Raw genomic sequence first — 15975 nt, forward strand, 5'->3', positions numbered from 1 at the left:
AAATTCTGGAGATAAAATGTCGAACACGCCACTAGTTGATTTGACTAACATTTGTAAATACTACTCAAGCGGAGAGGCGGAAGTTCGTGCGCTAGACGGCGTCGATTTGACCATCAACCAAGGTGAATTTCTTTCCATTCTTGGTCCGTCTGGCTCAGGTAAATCGACCCTGATGAACATGCTGGGCTGTCTAGACAAACCGACCGATGGCCAATACCAATTGGGTGGTCAAAACGTCGCAAGTTTAAGCCCGAACGAACTAGCTGGTATTCGCAACCAAAAGATAGGCTTTGTCTTCCAAAGCTTTAACTTGTTGGAATACGCGACAGCATTGGATAACGTGGCACTGCCGTTGGTTTACTCTGGAATCAAAGCCAAAGAGCGCCGTCAACGCGCCGCTAAATTGCTAGAGCAAGTCGGGCTAGGGGATCGCCTCGACCACAAACCAAACCAGCTTTCTGGTGGTCAAAAGCAGAGAGTGGCGATTGCGAGAGCCTTGGTCAACGATCCACAAATCATCTTAGCGGATGAACCTACAGGGGCATTGGATTCAAAATCCGGTGCAGAGATAGAGGCTTTGTTTAATCGTCTTCACGCGGAGGGCCGAACATTGATTATCGTGACACATGATAATTCGCTTGCGGAACGAACTAAGCGAATTGTAACGATCAAAGACGGCAAGGTATTGTCTGACCGCAAAGGGCAACATTACTCAGCCTAGTGCGTTGATCTTTGACTAGAGGCTGCTCTGTTACTTTAATTCTAGACAGCTCTTCGTTGATGGTATTTTGGTTGTGTGCATCTGCTAATGTGAAATAGGTACGGAGGTGCCATAATTAATACAGCTTTATTGAATACTCTGTATCTATTTTACTTACTCTATATACTGGCTGAATAATAATATTTAAATCAGTCGGTTATAGAGGCGTTATCTATGGATAGATCAGAAAGCTTGTTTCAAAAGCAGCGTATAAAACGGTTTAACTTTTCAGTATGGACAGTTCTTACTGGAACGTTACTCGCCCGAACAAGCTACTTTATGGCATGGCCTTTTCTGATCGTCTTTCTCTATGAAGATTACGGTGCTTCTGCGATTGAAGTCGGTACCATGCTAGCGGTATCCGCGGTTGTTGGTGCTGGAACTGGTCTCTACTCGGGCTACCTTTCGGATAAGCTAGGGCGTAAATGGGTAATGGTGCTAGGTAGTTGGATTGCCTCGATATCCTACACCGGTATCGCATTAGCGAGTGAAGTATGGCAGTTCTATGTGCTGATCATGATGACAGGTCTAATGCGCCCAATGATTGAGGCGCCAGCCAAAGCCGTCATAGGTGATAATCTCAGTGATTTGAAAGATCGTGAATTAGCCCTGAACATTCGTTACTTCTTACTTAATTTGGGTGGCGCACTTGGCCCACTGATTGGTATCACTTTGGCGCTTTCTCAGCCACAAAACCTGTTCTTTGTTGCTGGTGGTACTTATGTCGTTTATGGTTTCTGGCTGCTGTTAGGAATTGAACGTAAAGGTACTTTTACCAAACCAGATCCCTCTCAACTGCCTAATTTTGCCGCGACGCTTAATGTGATTCGTAAAGACAATATTTTTGTAAAACTGATGGTCGCCAATTTCATCATGATGTTTGTCTACGCGCAGGTTGAGTCGTCAATTCCTCAGGTCATCGTGCGTTCTTCAATCACTGATGCCGCGCAACTCATTGCTGGGTTAGTGTTGGTGAATACGCTGACGATTATTGTCTTCCAATTTCCAATGCTTAAATGGCTTGAGCATGTGCCGCTGTTTGTGAGAACTCGAATCGGCATGATTTTGATGGCGATTGCGCAAATTGGCTTTCTTTTTACACCAAATGATTGGCCACTAGGTTGGGGAATTGCTTGTTTTATATTAAGTTTAGGAGAAGTGATTGCTTTTCCAACCCTTAATGTACAAATCGATAGAATGGCTCCGCCACATCTAAGAGGTTCTTACTTCGGTGCGGCTGCACTTTACTCTCTTGGCTTTGCTATTGCGCCACTGCTTGGTGGTGTGGTGATAGAGATGTTGAGCGCATACTGGTTATTTGTGCTCTGCTTCATCCTATGTTTGGTGATGATTTGTTTGTACTGGTTGGCAGAGCATACTGAAGACAGTGTCGAAAGAGAGTCGATGACCCAGAGCTAGCGAGATGAGTCTTGGGTATTAAGCGACAGATAATAACTAAGGCAACGTGAGTTATGGATAAATCGAATTTTGCACAAAAGTTAAAGTATCTTCGTGAAGAAAAAGCGTTATCTCAGGAGGAGTTTGCTGAGTTACTTTCCCATTCTCACCGAGCATTTTCTGGTGTTAATCAGGTGATGGTGAGCCAATGGGAAAGGGCGAAGACACTGCCCAGTTTTGTTCGTCGTTTGGGGATTGCGAGCTTCTTCCAGGTTGATTATGACTTCTCTGTTGAAGAAATGGTGCAAGTGAAAGCGGCAACGAAGAACGCCGAGCGTCCGTTTAGCATCGATATTGGTTATGACTACGAGGTGACTAGTGTTGAATCACATAGCCTTAGCTCACTGCCTGCAAAAAGGCTCAGATCGATTCAAGGAATGCATCAAAAAACTTACGGCAAAGATTTTATCGAAGTTGCGAGTCATTTGGGTGTGAAGAGAGAAGATATGCAGGTGCTGTGTTTTCTTTATGAGGGTGTCATCATTGGGCATGTGGTTTACGACGGTGTTAGTAAGATGCTGTGCAGCGTTGGTGCCGTGAGTATTGTCATTCGTCGTAAGATTTTTGATTACATGGCAGACAGCCTAGCTGATACTGAATTCTGTTTCCCTACTCTTGATCCAGCTATGTGTCAGTTTCTTTATGACCTGTATTTAGAGCCTTACATGAGCAAGCTTGGCATGCCATTTTTCAAGGCTGATATTAAAAAAGTGGTGAAAAATCCCTTTTCTCAGAATATCCAAAACAAGCACGATATCTATTTTAAATACATCCGTTACCATGACTTAAAACAGAAGAAAAAAAGCGTTGAATTTGTTTTAAGCTAACCCTTTCCTTAGCGGAACAGAGTCATTACATTACCAGTCTAAGATCCGTCAATGGAAGTGGCTTCGAGTACAGGAAACCCTGGCAGCGATCGAAGCCAAGCTGGTGGACACGTTGATGTGTATCAACATCTTCAACGCCTTCCGCTACAGTTTCAATTCCAGACGCTTTGCAGTAAGCCAAAGTTTGCTGGATTAGCGCAGAGCGAGAGCTGTCTTCGCTATTTACGATCGATTTATCAAATTTCACTTCATCGACATCAAGGTTCATCACCTTATTCATGTCTGAGTAACCCACACCGAAATCATCGATAGAGATTTTGATACCAAGCGCTTTATAGCGTCTAACCTGTTCGCAGAGCTCTTCATCCCATTGATCTGCTTCACTGAGTTCGAACGTTAACTGTTTTCCCTTGAATGAAGTATTCCAAAGTAGTTCACGCACCTTTTCTACATTATCTGGGTTCGCTAATACTTTCTTGCTGATATTAACAGCCAAGTTCAAATGTGCTGATAGCGACTTCACTTCAGTTAAAGATTGCTCAAGGACACTAAAGAAGATCTCTTCTTCGTAACCTAATGCGAAAGCACGATCAATGAACACACCAGGTGAAAAGACACCTTCTTCGGGAATATTCAGACGAAACAGAGCTTCCACGCCTGTCACTTTCTCTGCACTCGATTCTACTTTTGGTTGATAAAAGCAGGTGTGCCAGTCGTTTTCGAAGGCTTCTTGAATGATGTGATCGGATAGTGTCATGGGCTTGTTTCTCATCTTATCTTGGTCATCTGTGTAACGGCCGCACATTCTGAGAGAAACAGTAATTCACCACTATATCGTTTTGAGATTAAAAATTGAGATTTAATATGAAAGTGAAATTAGGTCGAATTTTCAGTGGATATGGCGTTAAAAAGAACAAGAGAGAGGCGTTAATGTGCCCTGTGTCACTGGGATGAACTATTATTCGTGCCTCAGGTTCATTAATGTTTTTCCAACTGGAGGGATAATCGAAAAGGGGATGTTCAACTAGAATATAGAGATTAGTTTTACAGTGTAAATGATCGTTTTAGGATCGTTTATATCCCTACATAATGCGGCGCGCGATGCTGCTGAATAATAACTAGGAAGGAATGAGACAATGTCTTCTGCATTTTACCAACAGATTCAAAATCAAATCGAAGAAGTTAAAGAAGAAGGTCTTTACAAGTCTGAGCGCATTATCACTTCTGCTCAAAAAGCAGCGGTTTCTATCTCGACTGGTGAAGAAGTACTAAACTTCTGTGCAAACAACTACTTAGGTCTTGCCAACCACCCAGAGCTTATCGAAGCTGCAAAAGGTGGTATGGATCAGCACGGTTTTGGTATGGCTTCAGTTCGTTTCATCTGTGGTACTCAAGATTCTCACAAAGAACTAGAGCAAAAGCTGTCTACGTTCCTAGGTAAAGAAGACACAATCCTTTACACATCTTGTTTCGATGCGAACGCTGGCCTATTCGAAACGATTCTGGGTAAAGAAGACGCAATCATCTCTGACGCACTAAACCACGCATCTATCATCGATGGTGTTCGTCTATGTAAAGCGATGCGCTTCCGTTACGCGAACAACAACATGGAAGAGCTAGAACAGCAACTTATCGCTGCTAAAGAAGCTGGCGCTCGCCACACGCTAATCGTAACTGACGGCGTATTCTCAATGGACGGCGTAGTAGCGAACCTTCCTGCTATCTGTGACCTAGCAGACAAGTACGATGCACTAGTTATGGTTGATGACTCTCACGCTGTGGGCTTCATGGGTGAAAACGGCGCTGGTACTCACGAGTTCCACAACGTTGTTGATCGCATCGACATCATCACAGGTACGCTAGGTAAAGCAATGGGCGGCGCTTCAGGCGGTTACACGTCTGGTAAGAAAGAAGTGATCGACTGGCTACGTCAGCGTTCTCGTCCATACCTATTCTCTAACTCTGTTGCACCGGCAATCGTATCGGCTTCTATCCGTGTTCTAGATCTTCTAGCAGAATCTGGTGACCTACGTACAACACTATGGGAAAACTCTGCTCACTTCCGTACTCGCATGGAAGAAGCTGGTTTCACTATGGGTGGTGCTGACCACGCAATCATCCCAATCATGCTTGGTGATGCAAAAGTAGCGGCTGAATTCGCAGAGCGTGCTCTAGAGAGAGGCATCTACGTTGTAGGCTTCTCTTTCCCTGTAGTACCAAAAGGTCAAGCTCGTATCCGTACGCAAATGTCTGCAGCACACTCTCGTGAGCAACTAGACCGCGCAATCGATGCGTTCATCCAAGTTGGTAAAGACATGGGTATCATCTAATTTTATTGCAGGTTGTTAGCGTAACGCTAATGCTGTGATGATTAGATAAGAACAATAAGATTTTTGATTCTCGCCTTACAGTTAGGCGAGATGAACTAGGTAACATTATGAAAATTAAAGCACTTTCTAAACTTAAGCCTGAAGAAGGCATTTGGATGACCGAGGTTGAAAAACCTGAAATGGGTCATAATGATCTTCTTATCCGTATTAAGAAAACCGCAATCTGTGGTACAGACGTACACATCTACAACTGGGATGAGTGGTCACAAAACACAATTCCAGTACCTATGGTTGTAGGTCACGAATACGTAGGTGAAGTTGTTGGTATCGGCCAAGAAGTTCGTGGTTTTGAAATCGGCGATCGTGTCTCTGGCGAAGGTCACATCACATGTGGTCACTGTCGTAACTGTCGTGGCGGCCGTACTCACCTTTGTCGTAACACTACTGGTGTTGGTGTTAACCGCACTGGTGCATTCTCTGAATACCTTGTGATTCCTGCGTTCAACGCGTTTAAGATCCCTGCAGAGATTTCGGATGATCTAGCATCAATCTTTGACCCGTTCGGTAACGCAGTGCACACAGCGCTTTCTTTCGACCTAGTAGGTGAAGACGTTCTGATCACTGGTGCTGGCCCAATTGGTATCATGGCTGCTGCAGTTGCTAAGCACGTTGGTGCTCGTCACGTTGTAATTACTGACGTAAACGAATACCGCCTAGATCTTGCTAAGAAGATGGGTGTAACGCGCGCTGTAAACGTGATGGAAGAGAAGCTTGAAGATGTAATGGCTGATCTAGGCATGACAGAAGGCTTCGATGTAGGCCTAGAAATGTCTGGTGTACCATCAGCATTCAACAGCATGCTAACTAACATGAATCACGGCGGTAAGATCTCTCTACTAGGTATTCCACCATCAGACATGGCAGTAGACTGGAACCAAGTTATCTTTAAAGGCTTGGTTATCAAAGGTATCTACGGTCGTGAGATGTTCGAAACTTGGTACAAAATGGCTTCATTAATCCAGTCTGGCCTAGATCTAACACCAATCATTACTCACCACTACAAAGTAGACGACTTCCAAGCTGGCTTCGACATGATGCGCTCTGGTATGTCTGGTAAGGTTATTCTTGATTGGGAATAAGCCAATAGGGGAGACCCTTAGTTAGTTCTACAATGAAAATGCCCCAAAGAAATTTGGGGCATTTTTGTTTTTGGAGAACGAACAAATCCCCATGTCGCCTAATGGCTATTTTGAATAGCGGCAATCTTTAAAATACGCGTAAATACACAGTGTTTATATTTAGAGAGGGCTTAATGGCTTGTAAATCACTTGCTGTAATAATGAGTGGATTATTATTAACGTCTACTGTCGCGATTGCTAATGAAGAAAGCAATCAAACAGCAGAGCAGGCAGCAAAGGAACTTGCAAACCCGAACACGGCTTACGCGAGCCTTAACTTAAAACTTCAATACTCTGGCGGATATGACGGAGGAGGGGACAGTTTTGCTACGGTTCTGCAGCCTACGCTACCTTTCCCTATGGAGAACGGTGACAAAATCATTTTCCGTCCGGCTATCTCTTATGTTCAGAATGATTTCAATGTGGATATGCCGATAAGTTCCCAACATATGGATCAGTCGGGAGTTAGTGATATTTCCTTTGACCTAGCCTATGCGCCTAAAATGGAAGGCGGAACCATTGCTGCTTTTGGTGTATTTGCTTCGTTACCAACCGGCAGTAGTGAGTTTACGGCGGATCAGTTTGCCATTGGCCCAGAGTTTATGTACGGCAAAGTGAGCGCTGAGCGCGTTGTTGGTGTGTTCCCGAGCCACCTTTATGGTGTGTCTGGCAATGGCGCGGATAAGTCTGATACTCGTATTAACAAGACGTCTACGCAGTTGTTTTGGGTAGAGTTACTAAAGGGAGGGTGGACGGTAGGTTCAGCGCCGACACTCTCGTATGATTGGAATAAAGATCAGGCTGAAATTCCGTTGAATTTTAGCGTAAGTAAAACAACGGTGTTGAACGGTCGTCCTTGGAAGTTTGGTATTGAAGCCAATTACTATATCGAGAAAGACGAAAAGACACGCCCGGACTTCATGTTGAGCTTTAATATCAGCCCAGTCGTTGAGAACAAACTGGCATCTTTGTTCGATTAATCTTGTTTTAGCTGGTTCGAAGAGAGGCTAGACAGTCGTCGTTTGGCCTTTTTTATTAAAACCAATAAGTTAGCCACAAAGCAAATAAAGACGCAGCTGAGAGCGTAGCAACCCGCTTACTAAACATAGGCTTGTTCCAACCAAGGCGAGTAACATCTTGCTCGGTTAGTTCTAGGTTGATTTGTTCGCAGTATCTATCGAGTTCGTTCATCGTCATCACCTTGTTAATCACTTCGACAACCAATATAACTGGATAGACGTGTTCGTATAAATCAATGATTTTCTAACAAGTGTTTAGCTAGTCTGAACATTGATCAATCTGTGCATCAATAAACCGGAGCTAACTGCAAATATCGATACTAAAAGATAATGAAAATAAAACAGGCTGAAACCAAGAATAAACTTAAAACAAACGATTCTTTTTGAAGTGAGATGGAGCATGTTCTCTATGATAGATTTCAAGCACTTAATTTAATTATTGGTGTATAAAATGGTACGAGTAGACGTCAGAAAACTATCTAACACACTAATCAGTGCAGGCGTTCCAGAGAAAAGAGCGGTGTTGCTTGCCAAAGCATTTAAAGATTCAATTAATGAAATCGATCCCGTCTCTCAATCGTATGTGAACAAGAAGATTGAGAAATCCAAAAATGAAACTCTTCAATACCTGTTGGCTTTTCTAGGGCTACAGATGATCTTGATTCCGTGTTTTCACTACATCATGAGTAACCTGTAGCACCAGGTACTAACCATCTTACTGTTGAGGAACCTAATCGAACATCTCATTTGTAAGAAAAGCAATCTACTCAGCCAGTCGTCAATGACTGGCTTTTTTGTATCTATGATATTGAAATAGCGGTAATTGATAACTTGCATTAAAAATGCATGTTTAATAATATGCATCTAAAATATAGGTTATGATCGAAGCTAACTGTGTGGATAGCCTCGCTTATATGTGCTCATCTTCGTTTTATCTAACTTAGACTATCTATCAATGAAAATTAAGGGTTGCTATGCGTTCACTTTTTATCCGGATGAGGTTCATTCACTGGCTAGGGACATTATTACTTTTTATTAACGCTACTTTTCTTACTGATGCTTTGGTATCCCAGATAATTCAATATGTTATCGTTGTTTTCTTGATTATCCACGATCTCGATGAAAAGTTCTGGGGAGTGGATTCACTCAATCATGTCACTCAATATATGAAGAACTTCGAGCGAAAAGATCTTTCCGTTGATTGTGATGTGAATAGTAAATACAACAGTGAAATGGACAGAGTTTTGAGTGTGATTAATACATTCCGAACCAACGTGAGACATGCGTTAATCGATATTCAAGAGCAGGCCGCTAAATCAGACAGTATTGCAGATCTCTTAAAGATTAAGTCGCAAAATATATCAGGGCGGATTCAAGAGCAGGACAGCCGAGTTAATGTCTTGAACGATCGTGTAGAAACGTTGGATCGAACTTCTCTAGCACTTCAAGAGAAAGCAGAAGAGACTCGCACTCAAGTCGAACATACCCAAGTTGGGCTTGAAGCTTCTAACCAAACGATGGGAGCCATGGTGAATGATCTAAATAAATATATTGAGAGCAATAACCAACTGCAGAGTAAATTTAAAGAGCTTTCACAACAGACACAGTCTATCGGTAGCGTTGTTTCGGTGATCAATACACTGGCTGATCAAACGAATTTACTGGCATTGAATGCTGCTATTGAAGCTGCAAGAGCAGGAGAGCACGGTCGAGGCTTCGCGGTTGTGGCTGATGAAGTAAGAAATTTGGCTAAGTCCACACAGGACAGTCTTGATGAGATTAACCAAATCATCAACGGCATATCAGAAGCTGTTGTTGATGCGGGAAAGCAGATGGAAGATCAAGCGTCGGCTATTTTTACGCTTTCGGACTATACAACAACGAGTCAGCAAGAATTGGACACCGCATGTGCTAATATTAGTCAGATTTTGAACTTGATTGGGCAAGATTCAGATGAAGATAATGTGGATATTCGCCAGGTTAACCAACTCGTGAGTGAAGTAAGTCACGAGATTGAAGCACTTCAAACCTTGTCGAGTTCCAATGCTCAAGATTGTAGTGAACTGGAGCGACAGGGGCGATCGCTAACGGAAGCCACAGAAAACATTGTGAAACAGTTAGGTAAATTTAAAACTCAGTAATAAAATTGGTGGGCATAAAGGAGCCTTAGCATGAGAATTACCAGTTTTACCGATTATGGGTTAAGAACATTAATCTATCTTGCGTGTTTACCCAAAGATGAACTGAGCAGTGTCCCTAAAGTTTCTCAAGTCTACAAGGTCTCGCAGAATCATATGGTTAAGGTGATTGGCCAACTCAAGAAGCTCGGCTATATCGAGGCTTTAAGAGGTAAAGGCGGTGGTATTCGCCTTGCGGTTTCACCTGAGCAGGTAAGAATTGGTCGTGTGATGAGAGAGTTAGAGCCACATACCGATGGCGTGGACTGCTTAAGCTCACCGTGTGTTTTATTACCAAAGTGTAAGTTGAAAGCAGCATTGGCCGAGGCCATGGAGAGCTTCTTTTCAACGATGGACCAATATACCTTGGCTGACCTTGTTGAAAATAAAGAAGTCGCATCCCAAATCCTCATTCAAATGAGTGGAGATGAATAAATACGCTAACAATGTGTTGCTTCTCTGGATATAAAAAGAAACCCCGATACTGATCACTCAGTATCGGGGTTTTGTATTTTAAAGGTTGGTAGGGGGCTTTATTAACCCGCAGCAGCCTGCATGATTAGACCACAGATGTAAGCGCCGTATGTACCTAATGCGTAACCTAGTACTGCCATCAAGATACCTACTGGAGCCAATGCTGGGTGGAATGCTGCTGCAACCACAGGAGCCGATGCCGCGCCACCAACGTTAGCTTGGCTACCTACTGCCATGAAGAACAGCGGTGCACGAATGATTTTCGCCATCGCAATCATGAGCAGGGCATGGATAGTTAGCCATGTGATACCAATGAAGAAGTAACCTGGGTTGTCAAAGATTGCTGTAACGTCCATTTGCATACCGATGGTAGCAACCAGGATATAGATGAACGCTGAACCAATTTTCGATGCACCACTGTGCTCTAGGCTACGTGTCGATTTGAAGCACGAAGCGATCAACGCGAACGTTGTAACCATAACGATTAGCCAGAAGAAGCCAGATGTTAGGCTGTATTTTGCTAGTTCTGGAGCATTCGTTGAGATCCATGGTGCGATTATGTCACTGAAGAAGTGAGCAAGGCCTGTTAGACCAAAGGCAATCCCAGCGATCTTCATGAGATCGGTTGTTGTTGTCGGGCGAGCGTTTTCTTCTTGGTATTTCGATACCGTTTCTTTCAGCTCTTCGATTGAAGAAGTGTCTGCTTTTAGCCATGCGTCAATTTTCTTCTGACGACCAGCCATAATCAGTAGCACTGCCATCCAGATGTTTGCACAGATAACGTCGACCGTAATCATTGCTGAGAACAGTTTATCATTTACCTCGAACACTTCTTTCATTGCAGCTTGGTTTGCACCGCCACCAATCCAAGAACCTGCTACTGTCGTTAGGCCGCGCCATACGTCACCAGAGACAAGGTCAGGGTTTACTTGGTCGATGATCAGAATCGCCAGAGGACCACCAATGATAATACCTGCAGTACCAGTCAGGAACATGATGACGGCTTTTGAGCCAAGACCAAAGATCTTACGAAGGTCCGCTGAAATGATCAGTAGAACCAGTGCCGCTGGTAGTAGGTAGCGGCTTGCTACGAAGTATAGTTTTGAGTTTGACGCATCGATGATACCAAAGCTGTTCAACAATGAAGGAACAAAGTAGCAGAGCAATAGGCCCGGGATGAATGAATAGAATTTTTTCAGTGCGCTGTTTTGGCTACTTTCCGTGATAAATACACCGCCAAGAATAACAGCTAACATGCCCATAATTACGGCATCATTAGTGATCATTATTATATCTCCTTTAAGGTGAGCGCATAGGTCTCACTTTTTTGATGGCAGGACTATACCGACAACTTCAATTCGTTACAAATTGTAACGGCAGACACTCTTTGAAACATTTATGTTAATTAGAGTGGCTTTGATTTGTGAATTAGACGCTTCAGGTATTGATTGTACGAATGTTTGACTGTTGGTTAGTAAGGTTGGTTTTGATATATGCAATGGTGTTCAACGCCCTGAAACTGGTTATTAGGATTTTAGCTGAGTTCAGTATAGTTAAAGGAAGTGCATATATAGCCGTGTTTTCAGTGTGGTTTATGCAGGGTGGGTATGTTTCAAAAATGTAAAAATCGAATTCATTTTTGATGAGAGGGACGAGATTAAAAATTATAACCTGATCACATTAATCGCGATTATTATCCGCCTAGATGTCAATAAATGGCGCTTGTTTGCGGTATTTAGGAGCAATAGATAAAGAAAAAGCGGCCAAATAGCCGCTTTTAACTGGGTTTAAGAATCTAAGTCTATGATTCCTCTTCCTCAAAACCGTCTGCATAACCTTTTGGAGGCGGTGTCCAACCACGCTCTGAGCGAGAGTGCTTATCGGAGCGGTCTTTCTTCATGTCTTCTTTCATTGCTTCTTCAAGGTGAATAAATATCTGTCGATAGTTGTTGTCGTACCTTGGATTGTCTTCTGCTTCCGACCAAGCTTTGAATAGCTTTTCAGATTTACGGCTTTCAACACGTTGATAGGTCGATTTCTGCTGTTCTACGAAGAATGGATGGTGACCCAACGAGCGTAGTGCTTGTGCGCCCATTTCTAGTGCTGAGTGGTAGGTTTCTGATTCCACAAAATCAGCACCAGCTTCTCTCAAGCGGTAACTATGACCACGGTCGAACGCACGAGCTAAGATTTTTACTTTAGGGTAGGTGTGCTTAACGTACTTGACCAGCTCTACGCTTGAGTCTTGATTGTCGATGGCCACAACAAGCATTGCTGCTTCTTCGATTCCCGCAGTGTGTAATAGGTCGTGACGAGTCGCATCACCAAAGTAAGACTTAATATTAATAGAGCGCAGTACATCGACTTGGTTAGCCTGATGGTCCAGAACCACCGTTTTGACATCATTAGATACCAATAAGCGGTTAACGATCTGACCGAATCGACCGATACCCGCAATGATTACTGTACCTTTCTCTTCGATGGTATCTTCTTCACGGTCATTCGATTTTTGTTCGTAACGAGGCAGAATCACTTTATCAAAGAGAATAAACAGGCCTGGCGTTAAGAACATCGAAAGAGCAACCACTAGTGAGAGCGTTTGAACAATGTCAGCCGGTAATACGTGGTTTTGCGCCGAGAAGCTTAATAGTACGAATCCAAACTCACCGGCTTGCGCCAAGCTCAGCGTAAATAGCCAACGATCGCTGTTCTTGATTTTGAAAATCAATGCCAAGGTAAAAAGCACTGCTGCTTTTAGTAACATGACACCCAGAGTTAGCCCGATGATTAGGATGAAATCATTGAATAGAACATCGAAGTTGATTCCCGCACCTACCGTAATAAAAAACAGGCCAAGCAGCAGTCCTTTGAACGGGTCGATGTTCGATTCCAGTTCGTGTCTGAATTCACTGTTCGCCAGTACCACACCCGCAAGGAAAGTACCTAGTGCAGGCGATAAGCCGACAAGGCTCATCAGCGCAGCAATACCAATGACCAGCATCAGTGCGGTTGCTGTGAAGATTTCACGTAAACCAGAGCTTGCGACAAAGCGGAAAAGTGGGCGGCTTAAGAAGTGCCCGCCAACAACCACAATCGCGATAGATGCTGTAATCACAAGTCCATAAGCCCAACCAGGTAGACCGGCAACAAGACTTAACTCTTCATGGTGGTCAGAAGCTGAAGTGACCGCGCTTTGTGCAGCTTCGATTAATTCTGGTAACGCCAACAGAGGAATGAATGCCAGCATCGGGATAACGGCAATATCTTGGAATAAAAGAACCGAGAAGGCATTCTTACCGCCTTCAGTCTTAGATAAGCCTTTCTCGTTGAATGTTTGCAGTACAATCGCTGTCGATGACAACGCAAAGATTAAGCCGATAGTGAGAGCGATAGTCCAAGGTTGGCCAAAGGCTAGAGCAATGCCCATTACAATCGCTGCTGTGCCTCCTACTTGTAAGCCACCAAGCCCCATCAAGCGGTTTCTCATTGCCCATAGCATCTTAGGTTCGAGCTCAAGACCAACCAAGAACAGCATCATTACCACGCCGAATTCGGCAAAGTGTTGAATGGTGGTGGTTTCTTCACCCACAAGGCCGATGATTGGTCCGATAACCACACCTGCGATTAAATATCCCAGTACTGAGCCTAAGCCAAGACGCTTAGCTATCGGCACCGCGATCACGGCGGCGACTAAGTAGATAAAGGCTTGTAAAAAATATCCAGTCATTCTTTAGTCCTTGTTGATGATTTCGTCGAGGTAATGGTTTAACTTCGCGGCTTTCTTTGCTTTTTTGTAGTCAATATTGCCCGCGACTAGCGACTCCAACAAAAATTTATAGCGCTCAACATGCCCGGTGATGCGGTTCTCTTCCAAGGCGGTTCGCGAGCCAAATAGCGCATAAGGTGCTAAATATTCCATACCACACAAAGCAGCGGTTTGTTCAAGAGGGTGGAGTAGCTCACGAATGGTAAAATGGTTGTAGCCGTCAGTTTGGTAGGCATCCTCTTTACCCCCCGCAGTAATGCTGCAAAGGAATTTCTTACCTTCTAACTCGTTGCCATCCGTACCGTAGGCAAAACCATACTCAAGAACAAGGTCTTGCCACTCTTTTAGAATTGCCGGAGTTGAATACCAATAAAGCGGGAATTGGAAAATGATGATGTCATGGTCCAACAGGCGTTTCTGTTCACGATCGATGTTAATTTTGAACGTTGGATATTCAGCGTAAAGATCAACACATGTCACGCCATCAATACGCTTGGCTTGTTCGAATAAGGGTTTGTTTGCTTCAGAGCGATGCTGAGAAGGGTGGGCGAATAGCACCAAGACTCGATTTTTCGACATAAAGCCCTCTTTGTCCGTTAACGAATAATGCTTATTGGAATTATAGATATACAATAATAGAAGAATGATTGAAGAACAACGAACGAGCCCATACTTATCTATTTAGATACATAGGTTTATCGAGTGCTTAATTATATAAAACACGCTCTGATTTAGGTGTTTTTCTTACCTTCACCCTACGACTAAGTAAAACTAATTATTCGTGAATAATAAAAGCGAATAAGCGTATTTTATGTCAACGTTGGTAGCGAACGTAAATAATTCAATCTCTCTACATAGAACAACAATGAATAAAGGAAAAAGTATGAGCATGGACTTGCGTCAACAGTGTAATTTGTTTCTTTCAGGTCACTTAGAACCCACTCCGGCACAAACATTTGCTCAGATGGCTGAATGGTGTGAAGAGCACAACATACATCACGATACCTACGGAGATGGCGAGTTTATCGAAGGCTTTGAAGCCAAAGTTGCAGAGTTGCTTGGCTATGAAGCGGCTGTGTTTGTGATCACTGGTACCATGAATCAACCAACAGCGTTAGAGATCGCCTGCCAGGAGAAAAGAAACCCATTGGTTGCGATGCACGAATCGAGTCATATTTTGCGTCATGAGCGCCAAGGGTATCAGCTCCAGAACCGCTTTAATGTGTTGCCAGTGGGCAATGTGTTTCGCACTTGGAATGTCGACGATTTGAAAGCGTGGCCAGATGAAATTGCAGCAGCGCTTTACGAGTTACCGATGCGAGAAATTGGTGGTCAGCTACCAGAATGGGAAGAACTCGAAGCGATTAAGCAGTATTGCAACGAACAATCCATTCATCTGCATATGGATGGCGCGCGCTTGTGGGAGTGTGGTGCATATTATCAAAAACCTTACAGTGAAATCGCAAAGGGGTTTGATAGCGCTTATGTCTCACTATATAAGGGGCTAAACGGACTTGGTGGCTCACTGTTGTTGGGTGATAAGGCGTTTGTTGCCAAGGCATCAGCATGGATGAAACGACAAGGCGGTAATGTCTATCATCGTACGCCTTATGTTGTATCGGCAGCTATGCAGTTCGATCAACGACTAGTGCAGATGCCTGCTTTGTATGAACGAACGAAACACATCTACCAAATCTTATTGGATTACCCTCAATTCAAAGTGAACCCGCAACAACCGCAAGCGAACATGCTTCATCTTTATTTACCTGTGAGCTACGAAGACGGGGTTGCTTTAAGAGACAATATCGCAAGTAAGCATAAGGTATGGATAGGAAACCCAGCGATCTGTGAGTTACCGAATCAATGCAAGATTGAGTGGTATGTGGGGGATAACTTATTAAATCTACCAGATCATGAGCTGATCGATATCTTGGATCTGATTAGCGAAGCGCTGATTTGAGTGCAGAGAGCTGACTTGAATGTGGT

15 protein-coding genes are annotated in these 15975 nt (G+C 43.6%); 10 read left to right on the forward strand and 5 right to left on the reverse strand.

What is annotated here, in order from left to right:
• Positions 1-16: 16 nt before the first annotated feature.
• The 3 genes from L0991_22005 to L0991_22015 all read left to right on the forward strand — a co-directional run bounded on the left by L0991_22005 (position 17) and on the right by L0991_22015 (position 3045).
• Entirely contained in the window at positions 17-721 is a 705-nt protein-coding gene (locus tag L0991_22005; GenBank protein ID XGB64687.1) for an ABC transporter ATP-binding protein, read from the forward strand.
• A 213-nt stretch (positions 722-934) separates the two neighbouring features.
• Entirely contained in the window at positions 935-2179 is a 1245-nt protein-coding gene (locus L0991_22010; protein XGB64688.1) for an MFS transporter, read from the forward strand.
• A 53-nt stretch (positions 2180-2232) separates the two neighbouring features.
• Positions 2233-3045, forward strand: coding sequence for a helix-turn-helix domain-containing protein (locus tag L0991_22015; protein XGB64689.1), 813 nt, complete (start codon positions 2233-2235; stop codon positions 3043-3045).
• A gap of 25 nt (positions 3046-3070) precedes the next feature.
• Here the strand turns inward: L0991_22015 and L0991_22020 are convergent, their stop codons facing one another.
• A complete protein-coding gene (locus tag L0991_22020) occupies positions 3071-3802 on the reverse strand; it encodes an EAL domain-containing protein (GenBank protein XGB64690.1) in 732 nt (243 codons plus the stop codon).
• Positions 3803-4181: 379 nt separating this feature from the next.
• Here L0991_22020 and L0991_22025 point away from each other — a divergent pair, with 379 nt between their 5' ends.
• The 3 genes from L0991_22025 (at position 4182) to L0991_22035 (ending at position 7533) form a co-directional block, all read left to right on the forward strand.
• A complete protein-coding gene (locus L0991_22025) occupies positions 4182-5375 on the forward strand; it encodes a glycine C-acetyltransferase (protein XGB64691.1) in 1194 nt (397 codons plus the stop codon).
• Between the two features lie 107 nt (positions 5376-5482).
• Positions 5483-6514: an L-threonine 3-dehydrogenase gene (gene tdh, locus L0991_22030; GenBank protein ID XGB64692.1), complete on the forward strand. Its 1032-nt coding sequence runs from the start codon at positions 5483-5485 to the stop codon at positions 6512-6514.
• Between the two features lie 200 nt (positions 6515-6714).
• Entirely contained in the window at positions 6715-7533 is an 819-nt protein-coding gene (locus tag L0991_22035) for a hypothetical protein (protein XGB64693.1), read from the forward strand.
• Between the two features lie 55 nt (positions 7534-7588).
• Here L0991_22035 and L0991_22040 read toward each other — a convergent pair whose 3' ends face one another.
• A complete protein-coding gene (locus L0991_22040; GenBank protein XGB64694.1) occupies positions 7589-7744 on the reverse strand; it encodes a hypothetical protein in 156 nt (51 codons plus the stop codon).
• Between the two features lie 279 nt (positions 7745-8023).
• Here L0991_22040 and L0991_22045 point away from each other — a divergent pair, with 279 nt between their 5' ends.
• The 3 genes from L0991_22045 (at position 8024) to L0991_22055 (ending at position 10184) form a co-directional block, all read left to right on the forward strand.
• Complete coding sequence (locus L0991_22045; protein XGB64695.1) at positions 8024-8269, forward strand: hypothetical protein; 246 nt, start codon at positions 8024-8026, stop codon at positions 8267-8269.
• A gap of 277 nt (positions 8270-8546) precedes the next feature.
• Positions 8547-9713: a methyl-accepting chemotaxis protein gene (locus L0991_22050; protein XGB64696.1), complete on the forward strand. Its 1167-nt coding sequence runs from the start codon at positions 8547-8549 to the stop codon at positions 9711-9713.
• 30 nt (positions 9714-9743) lie between these two features.
• Positions 9744-10184: an Rrf2 family transcriptional regulator gene (locus L0991_22055; protein XGB64697.1), complete on the forward strand. Its 441-nt coding sequence runs from the start codon at positions 9744-9746 to the stop codon at positions 10182-10184.
• 101 nt (positions 10185-10285) lie between these two features.
• Here L0991_22055 and L0991_22060 read toward each other — a convergent pair whose 3' ends face one another.
• From L0991_22060 to L0991_22070, 3 genes are all read right to left on the reverse strand, one after another.
• Positions 10286-11509, reverse strand: a complete 1224-nt coding sequence (locus L0991_22060; protein ID XGB64698.1) for a DUF819 family protein — start codon at positions 11507-11509, stop codon at positions 10286-10288.
• A 515-nt stretch (positions 11510-12024) separates the two neighbouring features.
• A complete protein-coding gene (locus tag L0991_22065; GenBank protein ID XGB64699.1) occupies positions 12025-13950 on the reverse strand; it encodes a monovalent cation:proton antiporter-2 (CPA2) family protein in 1926 nt (641 codons plus the stop codon).
• Between the two features lie 3 nt (positions 13951-13953).
• Entirely contained in the window at positions 13954-14568 is a 615-nt protein-coding gene (locus tag L0991_22070) for an NAD(P)H-dependent oxidoreductase (protein ID XGB64700.1), read from the reverse strand.
• 304 nt (positions 14569-14872) lie between these two features.
• Between L0991_22070 and L0991_22075 the strand changes: the two genes are divergently transcribed.
• On the forward strand, positions 14873-15949 hold the full coding sequence (locus L0991_22075; protein ID XGB65440.1) for a beta-eliminating lyase-related protein: 1077 nt from the start codon (positions 14873-14875) through the stop codon (positions 15947-15949).
• The last annotated feature ends 26 nt before the right edge of the window (positions 15950-15975 follow it).

Source organism: Vibrio chagasii (assembly GCA_041879415.1).
Classification (GTDB): domain Bacteria; phylum Pseudomonadota; class Gammaproteobacteria; order Enterobacterales; family Vibrionaceae; genus Vibrio.

Bases quoted from the DNA above. Each gene is read 5' to 3' on its own strand.
- L0991_22005 (XGB64687.1), top strand. From the start codon at position 17: ATGTCGAACACGCCACTAGTTGATTTGACTAACATTTGTAAATACTAC.
- L0991_22010 (XGB64688.1), top strand. From the start codon at position 935: ATGGATAGATCAGAAAGCTTGTTTCAAAAGCAGCGTATAAAACGGTTT.
- L0991_22015 (XGB64689.1), top strand. From the start codon at position 2,233: ATGGATAAATCGAATTTTGCACAAAAGTTAAAGTATCTTCGTGAAGAA.
- L0991_22020 (XGB64690.1), bottom strand. From the start codon at position 3,802: ATGACACTATCCGATCACATCATTCAAGAAGCCTTCGAAAACGACTGG.
- L0991_22025 (XGB64691.1), top strand. From the start codon at position 4,182: ATGTCTTCTGCATTTTACCAACAGATTCAAAATCAAATCGAAGAAGTT.
- tdh (XGB64692.1), top strand. From the start codon at position 5,483: ATGAAAATTAAAGCACTTTCTAAACTTAAGCCTGAAGAAGGCATTTGG.
- L0991_22035 (XGB64693.1), top strand. From the start codon at position 6,715: ATGAGTGGATTATTATTAACGTCTACTGTCGCGATTGCTAATGAAGAA.
- L0991_22040 (XGB64694.1), bottom strand. From the start codon at position 7,744: ATGAACGAACTCGATAGATACTGCGAACAAATCAACCTAGAACTAACC.
- L0991_22045 (XGB64695.1), top strand. From the start codon at position 8,024: ATGGTACGAGTAGACGTCAGAAAACTATCTAACACACTAATCAGTGCA.
- L0991_22050 (XGB64696.1), top strand. From the start codon at position 8,547: ATGCGTTCACTTTTTATCCGGATGAGGTTCATTCACTGGCTAGGGACA.
- L0991_22055 (XGB64697.1), top strand. From the start codon at position 9,744: ATGAGAATTACCAGTTTTACCGATTATGGGTTAAGAACATTAATCTAT.
- L0991_22060 (XGB64698.1), bottom strand. From the start codon at position 11,509: ATGATCACTAATGATGCCGTAATTATGGGCATGTTAGCTGTTATTCTT.
- L0991_22065 (XGB64699.1), bottom strand. From the start codon at position 13,950: ATGACTGGATATTTTTTACAAGCCTTTATCTACTTAGTCGCCGCCGTG.
- L0991_22070 (XGB64700.1), bottom strand. From the start codon at position 14,568: ATGTCGAAAAATCGAGTCTTGGTGCTATTCGCCCACCCTTCTCAGCAT.
- L0991_22075 (XGB65440.1), top strand. From the start codon at position 14,873: ATGAGCATGGACTTGCGTCAACAGTGTAATTTGTTTCTTTCAGGTCAC.